This window comes from Amycolatopsis sp. NPDC047767, from assembly GCF_040704195.1.
In the GTDB taxonomy this organism is placed as follows: domain Bacteria; phylum Actinomycetota; class Actinomycetes; order Mycobacteriales; family Pseudonocardiaceae; genus Amycolatopsis.
The window spans coordinates 365,486-378,480 of sequence record NZ_JBEYSJ010000004.1 but is presented as its reverse complement, the minus strand read 5'-3'; the positions used below and the strand labels follow the sequence as shown (position 1 = coordinate 378,480).

The following is a 12,995-nucleotide window of genomic DNA, read 5'->3' as shown; positions in this document are numbered from 1 at the left end:
CGATCGCAGCTGTGACGCTCGTCTCCGGCGCCCGGGAAGGCTCCCCATGAACAGCTCTCAGAGAACCACCGCGCCCCAGGTCCCGACAGCACGCCGGGTTCCGCTCGCCGTGTCGATCACCGGCTGGACGCTGCTCGTCCTCTCCTACCTGATCAACGCCATGGACCGGCAGGTGTTCTACCCGCTGCTCCCGGACATCAGCGCCGAGCTCGGTTTCAGCCTTTCGCAGGGCGGGCTCCTCGCGACCGGCTTCACCCTCGGCATCGCCCTGGCGGGCCTGCCGGCCGGGTACCTCGTCGAGAAGCTGCCTCGCAAGACGGTGCTCGTGATCAGCGTCTTCTTCTACTCCGCCGGCACGCTCGCCACGCCGCTCGCGTCCGGTTTCGCCGACATGGCCGTCTACCGGCTGATCGCCGGCGCCGGCGAGGGCATGCAGGCGACCGCGCTGTACGCGGTGGTCGGCTCGTTCTTCGTGCTGCGCCGGTCCTTCGCCTTCGGCGTGCTGGGGGCGGTGTTCGGCACCGGGGTGTTCCTCGGCCCGCTGGTCGGCACCGCGATCGCGCAGGACTTCGGCGGCTGGCACACGCCGTTCCTGTTCTACGGCATCGCGGGCCTGGTCCTGACCGTCCTCATCGGACTGCTCGTCCGGCGCGGCGTGACCGACCTCGACGCCGGTGTCGTGCGCGGCGCCGAGATCCCGACCGACCACGTGCCGAGCTCGCCCTTCAACCGCAACACCGCGATGCTGTGCCTGGCGTGCATCGCCGGTGGGCTCGTGTTCTACGGCTACCTCGGCCTGTACCCGACGTACCTGCGCCAGCAGCTGCACTACACCGCGTCGGAGGCCGCGCTCGCCACGAGCGTGGTCGGCGCCGGCGCCGCGACGTCGATCCTCACCGGCTGGCTCGCCGACCGGTTCAACCCGCGCACGATCCTGCTCATCACCTACGCGGGCGTGGCCGTGAGCGCATGGCTGGTCTTCAACGGTTCCGCGAGCCACGCCTGGCAGTACACGTGGTCCTTCGTCCTGGCCGTGTTCGTGGCGGGCTCGCTGTTCACCACGCTCAACGCCACCATGCAGCGCGCGGTGCGCCCGCACTACGTCGGCCGCGCCGCCGGGATGTTCGTCTCGTTCTACTACGTAGCGGCCGCGTTCTCCGGGCTGATCTTCGCCTCGCTCGTCGGCTCGCTGGGCTGGCACGGCGCCGCGTTGTGGCAGCTGACCATCCTGCCGCTGGCGACGCTGATCCCGTTGTGGTTCATCGACTCCCGCAAGCTCCTCGACCCGCGCCGCGACCGCTGAACGCACGGACGCCGGTCACGCGACCCCGAGGCGCGTGACCGGTGTCCGAACAGGACTCAGCGGCGGACGAGTTTGCGCCCCAGCTGCTTCTCGAGGTGCACCTCGATGAACACGCGCAGGTACGGGTCGTTCTCGTACATGGTGAAGGCCGCGGCCAGCTCCGGCTGCTCCTGCTCGGTCAGGAAGACGATGCGCCACATGTTGAGCGGGTCCTCTTCCGTGCCGCCGACGGAGTGCTCGACGTGGAAGATCGGCTGCCCCGTGCCGGCGGTGAACACCCGGCCGTCGGGCGCCTCGAAGCGCTCCGCGCCGACGAAAAACGCACGCTGGTTCTCGTGGTCGAGGCGGACGTGCTCGATGATCAGGTCGTAGTTGTCGGGGTCGGCCCAGCGTCGCTGCTCCGACACGCGGGTGAAGTCCTCGAACTGCCCGTTGACCACACTCGGGAACTTCTCGGCGCTGCCGGCCTTGACGACGGTCGGGATGTACACGTCCGGCGCCGCCGCCTTGCGCTTTTCCATGTCCCACAGGTCGGTGCGGGTGTACTGGAACGGCGGGGTCACCTCGTAGCGCTCGCGCAGCACGTCGTTGACCCGCACCGGCGTCAGCTTCGCCGTGGTGCTGCCCGGCGCGTCCCACGCCTGGGCGATGATCGCTTCGTGGTCCATCGGTTGTCCTTTCAGGAGAGAGAGTTTCTCAAGCGGGTGGTATGTCCAGCAGAAGCCGGACCTCGGGTGCCACTTCCCGGGCGAAGGCGGTGACCTGGTCGATCGCCTGCTCCTCCGGCCAGAACACGAACGTCGTGAACGGCTGTTCCTCGCCGAGACGGGCCAGCAGCTGCGCCCACTGCCGCGCCGTGCCCCGCACCGGGTCGGCGCCCTCGTCGAGGCTCGGCCGCCCGGCGTTCGCGGTGATCGTGCCGACCACCTGCGCGATCCGGCGGACCGCCGAGGGGTCGCGGCCCGCGGCTTCGGCCGCTTCGTCGATTATGCGGTTGGCCCCGGCCCACTTCTCGTACGGCAGGTAGGAGGCGATCGGCGCCGCCCACCCGTCGGCGATCCGGCCCGTCAGCGCGAGCGCCTTCGGTCCCTGCGAACCGGTCCAGATCTCGATCGGGTGCGCCGGCGCCGGTCCCGGGTGGGCGCCGGCGACGGAGTAGTACTCGCCGTCGAACCGGATCGGCTTGCCGCCGCCGGCCCACAGCGCGCGCAGCACCGTGATCGCTTCCTCCAGCGCGACGTTGGCCTCGGCGGGAGTCCGCCGAGGCACCCCGAGCCGGGTGATCGCGTCCCAGTAGCCACCCGCGCCGAGTGCCAGCTCGAACCGGCCGCCGGACACCAGGTCCAGCGCCGCCGCCGTCTTCGCGAGCAACGCCGGCGGGCGCAGCGGCAGGTTCGCCACATCCGGGAACACGCTGATCCTGCTCGTGTGCGCCAGCAGGTCGCCGGCGAGCACGAACGTGTCGAGGTAACTCGGCACGTACGGGTGGTCCTGGATCCCGATCAGGTCCAGGCCACCCGCCTCCGCCGCCCGAGCGAACTGGCGGTTGCCCACCACGTCGTCGATCGGCGTCAGCGAGACACCGAACTGCAGGTCCTTGCTCATGCCACGTGCTCCCGGACGAACGCGCCGATGCGGTCGACCGACGCCGCCGCCTCGGGGAGGAACGAAACGAAGTGCTGCCAGATGTGCGGGGCGCCCTCGGTCTCGACCAGCGCCGAGGCCACGCCCGCCGCCAGCGCGCGCTCGTGAAAACGGCGCGAGTCGTCGATCATGACCTCTTCGGTGCCGACCTCGAGGTGGATCGGCGGCAGCCCGGTGAGGTCGCCGAACAGCGGCGACGCGAACGGGTCCCGCGGGTCGTGGTCGCCCAGGTAACCGGCCGCGAAGCCGCGCAGGGCTTCCCGGCTGACGAACGGGTCGCGCTCGGCGCGCTCGGCGAACGACGGCGCGGAAACCGTCAGATCCGTCCACGGCGACACCGGCACCGCCGCCGCGGGCAACGGCAACGCGAGGTCCTTGAGCTTCAACAGCAACGCCAGCGACAGCCCGCCGCCGGCGGAGTCGCCGCCGACCGCGATCCGGTTCGCGGGCACCGCGTCGAGCAGCGCCCGGTAGGCCGCCACCGCCGCGTCGAGTGCCGCGGGGAAGGGGTGCTCGGGCGCCAACGGGTAGTCCGGCAGGTAGACCGTGCCCCGCGAGGCGGAGGCCAGCCGGGCACCCACTTCCCGGTGGTTGTACGCCGAACCTTCGGTGTAGCCACCGCCGTGGAAGTACAGCAGCGCCCGGCCGGTCACGGAGGCCGGCGTGGTCACCGCGAGCCCCGGGAAGCCCGGGGCCGCGGTGACGAGCGCGTCGCCGGGGACGGGGAACTGCTCGCTCCACCGCCGGTAGGCGTCCCGGTGCCGCACGTGGTCCGGCCGGTCGTCGACGGGCAGGTGCTCGCCCATCGTCGCCAGCAGGTGGTGCGCCTTGGCGAGCTCGGCGCTCAGCGAGATCATCCGTTCTCCTGCGGCAGCAGCACGGGTTTGGTCGCGGTGCCGTCCTTCATGGCCTGCGCCGCGCGTTCGACCTCGCCCAGCGGGAACGTGGTCACGAGCCGCTCGACGGGCAGCTGCCCGGTGGCGGTGAGCGTGGCCAGCACCGGCAGGAAAGTGGGCGGGTTGCTCTGCCCTTCGACCACGCCGATCACGCGCTTGCTGTTGTTGACCACGTCGGCCACGTCGATCGGCGCGGTGACCCCGAACGGCGGCACGCCCACCACCGCGGCCGTGCCGCCACCGCGCAGGCTCGTGATGGCCTGCACGAGCACCGCCGGCACGCCGCTGCTCTCGACGACGTGGCCGGCACCGCCACCGGTGAGGTCCCGGATCGCCTCGACCGGGTCGGCGGTGCGGGAGTTGACCACGGCGGTCGCGCCGAGCTCGCGGGCCAGCTCGAGCCGCGAGTCCAGCACGTCGACCACGATCAGCTGCTCGATCGGCAGCAGTGCGGCCGCCATCACCGCCGAGAGCCCGACGACGCCGGCCCCGAACACGGCCACCGTGGACGCGGCGCCCGGCTGCAGGACGTTGAGCACCGCGCCCGCGCCGGTCTGGATGCCGCAGCCCAGCGGTGCGAGCACCGCCGAAGGCACGTCGGCCGCGACCGGAGGCACCAGGACGGTGTTGCGCACCCGGGCCAGCGCGTGGGTGGCGAACGAGGACTGTCCGAAGAAGTTGCCGTGCACGACCTCGTCGCCGTCGTGCAGGCTCGGGCTGCCGTCGGGCCGGGCGCCGTTGGTGAAGTTGCGCGGGAGGAACTCCACGCACTGCGACGGCAGGCCGGAGACACAGCCTTCGCAGTGGCCGCAGGAGTCGAAGGTCAGCATGACCCGGTCGCCCGGCTTCACCGAGGTCACGCCCGAGCCGACCTGTTCGACGATCCCGGCTCCCTCGTGGCCGGCCACCCCCGGTAGCGGGAAGGGGAACTCCCCCGCCCGCACGGCGAGGTCGGCGTGGCACATGCCCACCGCCTCGATCCGCACCAGCACCTCGTCCGGCGCCGGGTCGGCCAGCTCCAGCGAACGCCGCGTGAACCGCTCCCCCGCCGAGGCGACGGTCATCGCGGAGGTGGTCGTGGGCATCAGGACTCCTCGCCGGCCGGGGCGGTCGCCTGGATCTGCAGCGTCAGCTCGGTGGCGTCGCCCATGAGCAGCGGGCCGCCGGGCTGGGACACGTTGCCGGCGACACCGAACGCGGACCGCGAAACCCGCGTGGTGGCGCGGAAACCGACCCGGAAATTGCCGTAGTGATCCACGCCGTCGCCGGTGAAGTACAGGTCGAGCGCGACCGGCAGCGTCGTGCCGCGGATCGTGAGGTCGCCGCGCAGGGTGTACCGGTCGCCGTCGGCCTCCAGGCCGGTGGACGCGAAGGTGGCCTCCGGGTGGTTGGCGACGTCGAAGTAGTCCGCGGCGCGCAGGTGCTCGTCGCGCGCCTCGGTGCCGGTGTGCAGCGACGCGGTGTCGATGGCCGCGGTCACCGACGACTTGGCGAGGTCTTCGGCGACCTCGACGGTCCCGGAGAAGGCGCCGAACGTGCCGCGCACGCGGGCGGCGACGAAGCGGGTGGAGAACTCGATCGAGGAGTGCACCGGGTCGATCTCGTAGCGGCCGGCCTTGATCTCGATGCTCATCGTGGTGATTCCTTTTCTGGGTGCGGGAACGGGAAATCAGTGGAAGACGCCGTCGTGGACCTCGGCGACGTAGCCGCCGGGGAACTGCAGCAGGACACTGGTGCGGTCCTTGCTCCGGTACGGTCCGGAAAGGACGGTCGCGCCACTGGCCGTGGCCTTCGCGACCGTGGCGTTGACGTCGGAGACGGTGTAACCGGTGGTGTCGCGGCCATAGGGGTAGTTCCAATCGCCGTTGTTCGCCAGCACCACGGTGTTGCCGAACGGGGTCTTGATCCGGACGCGGTGGTAGGTGGTGCCCGGGGCGCCGATCTCGCCGCCGTCGGCGTTGCGGACGTCGGAGATCACGGTGCCGCCGGTGAACCGCAGGTAGGAGGCGAGGAACGCGTTGACCGTGTCCTCGGACAGGTACACGCGGAACTCCGGCTGCGTGGTCAGCGGGGTGAAGCCGGACATGTCGAACTGCTTCCAGATCTGGGAGCTGAAGCCGCCCGGGAACCGGACCACGGCCTCCCGCCCGACCGGGCCCGTCCACGCGGAGACGGGCACGGTCGCGCCGGCGCGGTGGGCCACCTTCACCGCTTCGTCGGGGTCCTTCACGCCGAAGCCGGTCTGCTCCGAGCCGAACGGGAACGGCACGGGCGTCTGGTAGTCGTAGGCCGCGAGCAGCCCGACCGGCGAGTGGATGATCGAGGCCAGCGCCTTGCTCGGCGTCGGCGTGATCCCGAAGACGTTCTGGCCGTTGTCGGTGCCACCGAAGGTCGCTTCCCAGCTCTTGATGAAGGCGGGCAGCTGACCGTGCTGCACGTACACGTGCGACGCGTCGTACTCCACGCCGAACGCCTGGGCCGGCGCACCGAACTGGGCCTGGGTGCCTTCGGCACTGCCGCTCGACACCGCCACCACGGCCCCGGCGACGGTCGCGGCGACCACGCCGAGGATCCCGGCACGCCTCACGATCTTGCTCTTCATGACGTTTCTCCTCCCCTGCTGGTGGTCAGTTCTTGGCGTAACCGGCGGCGATCTGCCCGACCAGCACGGCGAACGGCATCTCCAGCGCCGCGTACACGTAGCCGGCCTGCGGGTCGCTGTTGTCCGCGAGGACCTCGACCATGGCGGTGGCGTAGTCGATGGGGATCACGCCCGCCTGCTGCATCCGCAACAGGCCCGCTTCGCGCTTCGTCCGCGAGAAGGTGCCCGACGCGTCGATGGCCGCGTAGGCGGCGAAACCCTCGGCGGTGACGCTGATGGCCGGGAACGCGAGGCACACCTCGGTGGAGACGCCGGCGAAGATCACCTTCTTGCGGCCGGTCGCGCGGATCGCGCCCTGCACGCGCTCGTCGTCCCACGCGTTCACGGTCGAGCGGTCCAGCAGCGGCAGGTCGTCGGGCAGCACCGCGGCCAGCTCGGGGATCAGCGGGCCCCACATGCCGTCCGCCTCGGTGGTGGTGACCACGATCGGCAGGCCGAGCACCTGCGCCGCCTTCGCCAGGCCCACGACGTTGTGCTTCAGCTCCTCCACCGCGATGTCGCGCACGCCGCTGTACAGCCCGACCTGGTGGTCGATCAGCACGACCACCGCGTTGTCCCGGGTCAACCGCTCGGTGAACTTGCTCTCAACCATGGGGAACTCCTCCTCGGTTACTTCGTCAATATACATGTTGGTCAATTTTTTTGACTAGTTGGCCGCGATTGTGGTGCGGTGACCCGAGATACCGAGCTTCCGGGCGACGGGCCGCAGCGAGAACGCCGCCAGCACGGCGATGAACACGGTGAACGCGCCGGCCAGGACTCCGGTGTAGATCCGCCAGCCCGCCGGCTCCAGGAGCTGGAGCCACTTCTCCGTCAACGACACGCTCGCGGCCAGCGGGAACGTGAACGACCAGAAGCCCAGCGAGAAGGGCAGCTTCCGGTAGCGCGGCAGCAGCATCGCCTGCACCAGCAGCACGAGCACGCCGACCCCCGCGATCGCCCGGCCGATCGGGTCCACCGCGAACCCGTGCAAGGTGAACCACGCCAGCCCCGCAACCGCCGGTGGCGCGAGCAGGATCGCGGTGGTCGGCCGCAGCGCCTCGGGAAGCGGGCTGTGGAAGCTCAGGCGCTGCACGATGATCGGGGTCATCACCACCGAGAAGAACGCGCCGACGGCGAACAGGCCCCACGCCGGCCCGGGGTAGCCCAGCACGTGGGCGACGTCGGCGCCGATGAGGCCCGGCGCGACCGTCGGCAGCAGGTACCCGGCGTGCACGGCCTCCAGCCCGAGGCGCCCTTCGAACCACGACGCGAGGATCCAGGCGGCGAAGACCGTCGACGTCGCCAGCGCGAGGAGGTACAGGACCCGTCCGGCCACCGGGGACCACGTGAACAGGTCGGACGCCAGCAGCATCGCGACGACCGGGGCCAGCGAGGCGATCGGCCCCTGCGCGGGGTGGCGCAGGTGGTCGAGCAGCTGCTGTTCGCTCTTCAGGCCCCGCACCGCGTGGGCGATCATCAGCCAGACCCAGGCGATCGCCGCGACGGCCCAGAACGCCTGCGGTACCGCACGGGGCAACCCGAGTGCCGGCGCCGCCCTCGTCCACACCCCGGCGAGCCCGACCAGGCCGAAGCTGATCGCGAACGTCGTGAACGGGTACCGCGCCGGCGCGGTTGCGGCCGGCGGACCGCCGGCGGGCTCGGCCGACGGCGTGGCGGGGACGGCGGTGCTCGTCAACGGGTGCTCCAGGAAGAGTGGGATTCCGGGCCGCCCCCTCGGCGGCCCGGACCGTGCCGGAACCGCTGTCGTGGCCCGGCGTTCGCGCTGAACGCCATCGTGCTCGGATCGGCCGCGTTCAGTGCCCGTCAGATGACGGGTCCGGAGACGGTCCCCGCCGCCGCCGACCGACTGGGCCCGATGGGATGACCCCCGGTCGGGCGACAGACACCTCCGGCCCACCGCGACCGTCGTGTGGCGGTTCACCGCGCGGGCTCCGGCGAAGGAGGGTGTTGCCGAACCGCCCCGAGACCCCGCCGGAGAAGACGACCGTGACCGCTGCGCCGACGGACCGCCTGGACCGGCCGACCGAGGTGACACTCGACCCGATCCGCCTCGTCGCGCGCGTCGGCGCCGGCGTGTGCCGGCGCGACGTGTTCGGGGCCGCCGCGGAGTACGGCCTCAGCCCGGTCCTGCGCCGGCGCCACGGGTACGCGGCGGACCGGGTGCGCCTGGTCGAGATCGTGAGCCTCGACGGGGTGCGGTGAACGTCGAGCGCAAGCCGGAGCTGTTCCGGGCCCTGTGCCGCGGCAAGGCGAGCGTGGTCGTCACGGCGATGGTGGCCGGACCTGGTCGGGCCTGGCTCCCCGGCCGCCATGGAACTGCGCGCGCTCGGCGGCGCTTATGGCCGTGCGGCGCGTGCCGGGCGCCGTTCGCGGGCGGGGCGCGGCGTTGTGGCTGACCACCTACCGGTGACGGAGCCGGCCGGTACCGCCGAGCGATCCGGTCGCGGCGCCGATCATGGCGCCGGCTCGGAGTCCTCGGAGGTACTGCGGCGGTTTCCGGGGCACCACACGGAAAACGGGCCCTTCGGCGGGCGCGCTGGGGTAGGCCGTGAGCTCGCCGCGGGCCGGCACCGCGCAGTCGGCGACCTGGCCCTCGGTGGTCCCGACCAGCAAGCGTCCGGTCCCGGCCAGGGCCAGCGCCGAGCCCGTCGCCGGCAGCCCGGCCACGACGAGCGGGTGGGTCCAGAGCACCTCGCCGGTCATGGCGTCGAGCGCCACGAGCAGGCCGGAGCTCAGGCTGAGGTAGACGATCGCGGCGTCGGCTTCGATCGCCAGGACCTGGGCCCCGACCACGAACTGCCACCCGGCCTCGCCGTCCGGCAGCCGGCGCCGCGTCACGAGGGTGGCGGCGTGCCGGGCATCGGCCGCAGGGCCGTCGACGTCGAGCTCGGGCCCGGTGCGCAACCAGGAGGTCGCGTAGATCAAGGCGACGCCGTCGAGCTCGACCGCCGCCCCGATTTCCGTCAGGTCCGCAGTTTCTTCCGACGGAGCCACGGGAAACAGCGGCAGCGCGGTCGGTTCGGCACCGTCGGGATCCACCACTGCGACCCAGCGTGCCCCGTCGCCGGAAACTCCGGTGACGTACGACGACGAGGCCCTCCGGACCGGCAACGCGGTGAAACCCCCCCGGCGGCTCCCGGCGATCAGGAGCGGCGGAATCGCGCAGAGAACGAGACTCCGGACGCTCGACCGGCCGCTCACCGTCCATAGAGGACAAGACGGTCACCGGACCGCCTTCCGAAGACGCCGCGATCGCCCCGTCGGCAAGGGACTCCACGCGCCACACCGCACCGACCTCGCGCCACCCGGGGCTCAGGCCTTCGAGGTGCTCGCGCGCAAGGGTTTCGTCGCGGGGATCGTCGCTTTCGCGGCAGGGCCCGTCGAGCTCCTGCCAGGAGATCTCGCCGTCGCGGACCGACAACCAGTCGTCGCGTTCGAGCATCGCGTCGTAGCCGACGGTGTGGGACTCGCGGCCGAGCTCGTCCTCGTGCACGGGAGCGACGGCGAGATCCAGCACCCGGCCCTCGCGCCACCGGCGCCAGCGCACGGACCGGATCTCCCGGCTGTCGGCGAGCGCCGACACCGCGCGGCCGGAGCCGAAGTGCCACAACAGCAGCTGTCCGTAGTAGAAAAAGCCGCCGTCGTACCGCCCGGTCCCGACGGCCAGCAGCGGCAGCAGCGGGTGGAAGTCCACCGCGTGCACCGGAAACCGACTGCACAGGAGCAGGCGGCAGGTCAGGTCCCGCCGGTCGTAGAGGCCGACCACGTGCGGCGACAGCCGGGTGCGCCCGTCCCATTCCCGCCACCCCTGCCGGCCGGCGACGGCGACGAGGCCGTGGTGCTCGCTTTCCTCGACCGTCACGGGGCGGCCGGTCTCGGCGAACGGGCCGGTGGCGAACACCCGGCGGACCGTCACCACCGCGTGGCCCCGTCGAGCATCAAACGGACGACGGCAGGGCGTCGAGCCACGAACACGTGAGCCCGGCCCGGTCGGAAGTGCGCAGCAGCGCCGAAGGACCGCGCGAGGCCTCGTGGAAGACCGTGCGGGTGCCGCCGCTCGGCGCGTCGAGCAGGAGCCACGACTGGTAGAAGCTCAGCCGGTCGCTCACCGCGGCCCAGCCGAACCGGCTCGGCACGACCAGCTCGCCCACGATCCCGTCGAGGGTGTGCGGCGCCGCCACGACCACAAACCGGCCACCGACGATCAGCTCTTCGGAGACGTCGACCCGGTCCACGCCACGTTGCCACTTCGGCCACTCTGCCACCGTGACGAGCCGGGTGAACACCGCGTCGGCCGGTGCCGCCACGTGACGTTCGTGGCTGACGAAGCTGTCGCAACGGTCCGGCCCCCAGCCGGGCGGCCAGTGGACGTCCGGGTGTGCTCCTGTGCTCATACCCCCGAGAGTGGACTTCGCCGGTAGACACAGCACCCGTCACATGACTGGCTTGCCCGACCGGCCCCGGTCGTCATACGCGGTGAGGGCGTCGCGCAGCGCCGCGCGGGAGGTGATGCCCAGCTTGGGGAAGATCTTGTAGAGGTGATCGCCCACGGTGCGGTGGGAGATGAACAGCTTCTGCCCGATCTGCTTGTTGGTCAGGCCGGCGCCGGCCAGCTCCGCGATCTCGCGCTCCTGCGGCGTGAGCGGCGACTTGGTGTCCGACGCCGACTGCCGCGTGACGCCGGTCGCGCGCAGTTCGTTGGCCGCGCGGTCCCGCCACGGGACGGCACCGAGCGCGGCCAGCGTGTCGTGCGCGATGGTCAGCTGCTCGCGGGCAGCGCTCGTGCTCCGCAGCCGGCGCAACCGTTCCCCGTACGCGAGGCGCACGCGGGCCAGGTCGAACGGCCAGCGGTCGAGTGCGGGACCGGACAGCGCCGCCTCGAACCGTTCCCGGGCGGTGTCGTCGTCCGCCGTCATCGCGGTCGCCGCCGCCGTGACCAGCCGCAGGCGGGGTGACAGCTTGCCCAGCCGGGCCTCGCGCAGTGCGGCCGCGTGCGCGTTCGCCTCGGCGCGGCGCCCGGTGATCAGCGCCGCTTCGACGAGGTCCGGCGCCACCCAGAGCGCGCTCGGGCGGTACCGCGCGAGCTCTCCCGCCGGGCTGACCTGCGTCGCGTGGTGGTAGGCGTCGTCGTACTCGCCGGCGCCGACGTCGGACAGCGCGCGAGCCTGCCACGCGAAGTACGTGATGCCGGCGGCCTGGTGCGCGATCGCCCACTGCGTCATGTCGTCGGTCAGCTGCCGCGCGGCCCCGACCTCGCCGCGGCCGGCGGCGACGAGGGCCTGCACCCAGTGGAAGTACCAGGGGAAGAAACGCAGGCCGTGCTCGGTGCAGACGGCGAGGCCCTCGTCGGCGAACTGCCACGCCTCGTCCCAGCGGCCCGACTGGAAGCCGTCGATCCCCAGGTGCATCAGCGCGCCGAGGTGGCGGCGGGCCGGTCCCCTGCCGGCGTGGCGCGACTGCGCGAGGTGCCGTTCGGCCTCCCGCAGCCGGGGCAGCCGGTCGGCGAACACGGCGGCGGTGCCGATGCGGATGAGCCGGGTCGGGTCCTCGTCACCGCCGACGGTGTCGATCACGGCGTCGAGCTCGGCGACGTCGTCGTCGGTCGCGCGCGCCGGGTCGGAGAACACGGTCGCGTTCACGCGCAGCACCGGCGGCGGCTCCGGCTTCAGCCGCCCGACCAGGCGGTGGAAGGTCTCCCACGCCTGCCGCGTGCCGACGTACCAGCTGATCAGGAGCAGGTTGAGCAGCGCCTCCACGAGCACGGCGTCACCGGCGTCGAACCCGTGGTCGCCGGCCTCGACGGCCCCGGCCAGCAGCCGGTGGGCCGTGGTGACGTCGCCGTCGGAGTTGATCAGCAGGTGCGCCGCCGCGGCGGCGCCGGGCAGCGAATGTGTCGGCAGGGAGCCGGACCGGCGGGCGTCGCCCAACAGGCGGCTGGCCGTGGCCAGCTCACCACCGGCGTCGGCTCCGACGTACGCGGCCTCGGCGAGCCGGCGGCCGCGGTCGGCCGGGTCGGGGCTGAGCTCGGCGGCGCGGGTCAGCGCGGCCACCGCGCCCAGTGCGTCGCCCTGGCGCAACAGGGCCTGCGCCGTCTCCTCCAGCTGGGCCGCGATGTCGGCGTCGACGCCGACGGACGACTCGGCCAGGTGCCGCACGCGGCGTTCGGGCGTCGCGACGACTCCGGCCAGCGCGCGATGGGCCCAGCGCCGTTCGCGTTCCGCCGACGCCTCGACCACCGCGGCGCCGATCAGCGGGTGCCGGAAGCCGAGACGGGTGCCGCTCAGCTGCACCAGCCGGGCGGCTTCGGCCGGGGCCAGGTCGTCGAGGTCGCACGTCTCGCCGCCCGCGGTGCGCAACCGGGCCACCTCGACGCTGCCGCCGAGCGCCCCGAGCAGCATCATCAGCCGGCAGCGTTCCGGCAGGCCCCGCACCCGGGAGGTGAACAGCACCTGCAGCCGGTCCGACAGCGGCAGGACCTCGGGCAATG

At 72.3% G+C, this 12,995-nt stretch carries 14 protein-coding genes; 3 read left to right on the top strand and 11 right to left on the bottom strand.

Translation table 11 applies throughout. The features are described from left to right. Window positions 1–46: 46 nt before the first annotated feature. On the top strand, window positions 47–1,303 hold the full coding sequence (locus AB0878_RS10635) for an MFS transporter (RefSeq protein WP_366578571.1): 1,257 nt from the start codon (window positions 47–49) through the stop codon (window positions 1,301–1,303). A gap of 56 nt (window positions 1,304–1,359) precedes the next feature. On the opposite strand, the gene AB0878_RS10630 is transcribed toward AB0878_RS10635, so the two are convergent. The 8 genes from AB0878_RS10630 to AB0878_RS10595 are packed head-to-tail and all read right to left on the bottom strand — an operon-like array spanning window position 1,360 to window position 8,183. Then, window positions 1,360–1,971 (bottom strand): hypothetical protein, encoded by a 612-nt coding sequence (locus AB0878_RS10630; RefSeq protein WP_366578569.1) that lies wholly within the window; start codon window positions 1,969–1,971, stop codon window positions 1,360–1,362. 28 nt (window positions 1,972–1,999) lie between these two features. Next, a complete protein-coding gene (locus AB0878_RS10625) occupies window positions 2,000–2,908 on the bottom strand; it encodes an LLM class flavin-dependent oxidoreductase (RefSeq protein WP_366578568.1) in 909 nt (302 codons plus the stop codon). Then, complete coding sequence (locus AB0878_RS10620) at window positions 2,905–3,804, bottom strand: alpha/beta hydrolase fold domain-containing protein (RefSeq protein ID WP_366578566.1); 900 nt, start codon at window positions 3,802–3,804, stop codon at window positions 2,905–2,907. Before AB0878_RS10620 ends, AB0878_RS10625 begins: the two co-directional genes overlap by 4 nt. Further along, window positions 3,801–4,928 (bottom strand): NAD(P)-dependent alcohol dehydrogenase, encoded by a 1,128-nt coding sequence (locus tag AB0878_RS10615; RefSeq protein WP_366578564.1) that lies wholly within the window; start codon window positions 4,926–4,928, stop codon window positions 3,801–3,803. Before AB0878_RS10615 ends, AB0878_RS10620 begins: the two co-directional genes overlap by 4 nt. Beyond that, complete coding sequence (locus AB0878_RS10610) at window positions 4,928–5,476, bottom strand: YceI family protein (protein WP_366578562.1); 549 nt, start codon at window positions 5,474–5,476, stop codon at window positions 4,928–4,930. Before AB0878_RS10610 ends, AB0878_RS10615 begins: the two co-directional genes overlap by 1 nt. 36 nt (window positions 5,477–5,512) lie before the next feature. Beyond that, window positions 5,513–6,445 (bottom strand): hypothetical protein, encoded by a 933-nt coding sequence (locus AB0878_RS10605; RefSeq protein WP_366578560.1) that lies wholly within the window; start codon window positions 6,443–6,445, stop codon window positions 5,513–5,515. Between the two features lie 25 nt (window positions 6,446–6,470). Continuing rightward, window positions 6,471–7,097, bottom strand: coding sequence for an isochorismatase family protein (locus AB0878_RS10600; RefSeq protein WP_366578558.1), 627 nt, complete (start codon window positions 7,095–7,097; stop codon window positions 6,471–6,473). A 54-nt stretch (window positions 7,098–7,151) separates the two neighbouring features. Next, complete coding sequence (locus AB0878_RS10595; RefSeq protein WP_366578556.1) at window positions 7,152–8,183, bottom strand: hypothetical protein; 1,032 nt, start codon at window positions 8,181–8,183, stop codon at window positions 7,152–7,154. A gap of 272 nt (window positions 8,184–8,455) precedes the next feature. Between AB0878_RS10595 and AB0878_RS10590 the strand changes: the two genes are divergently transcribed. Beyond that, entirely contained in the window at window positions 8,456–8,710 is a 255-nt protein-coding gene (locus AB0878_RS10590; protein WP_366578554.1) for a hypothetical protein, read from the top strand. Between the two features lie 198 nt (window positions 8,711–8,908). Here AB0878_RS10590 and AB0878_RS10585 read toward each other — a convergent pair whose 3' ends face one another. Further along, entirely contained in the window at window positions 8,909–9,550 is a 642-nt protein-coding gene (locus AB0878_RS10585; RefSeq protein ID WP_366578553.1) for a hypothetical protein, read from the bottom strand. 34 nt (window positions 9,551–9,584) lie between these two features. Here AB0878_RS10585 and AB0878_RS10580 point away from each other — a divergent pair, with 34 nt between their 5' ends. After that, a complete protein-coding gene (locus tag AB0878_RS10580) occupies window positions 9,585–10,487 on the top strand; it encodes a hypothetical protein (protein ID WP_366578551.1) in 903 nt (300 codons plus the stop codon). Here AB0878_RS10580 and AB0878_RS10575 read toward each other — a convergent pair. Continuing rightward, a complete protein-coding gene (locus tag AB0878_RS10575; RefSeq protein WP_366578550.1) occupies window positions 10,447–10,902 on the bottom strand; it encodes an SRPBCC family protein in 456 nt (151 codons plus the stop codon). The two genes, AB0878_RS10580 and AB0878_RS10575, sit on opposite strands and share 41 nt — an antisense overlap. Before the next feature lie 39 nt (window positions 10,903–10,941). Continuing rightward, window positions 10,942–12,993 (bottom strand): LuxR C-terminal-related transcriptional regulator, encoded by a 2,052-nt coding sequence (locus AB0878_RS10570; RefSeq protein ID WP_366578548.1) that lies wholly within the window; start codon window positions 12,991–12,993, stop codon window positions 10,942–10,944. Between the last annotated feature and the right edge of the window lie 2 nt (window positions 12,994–12,995).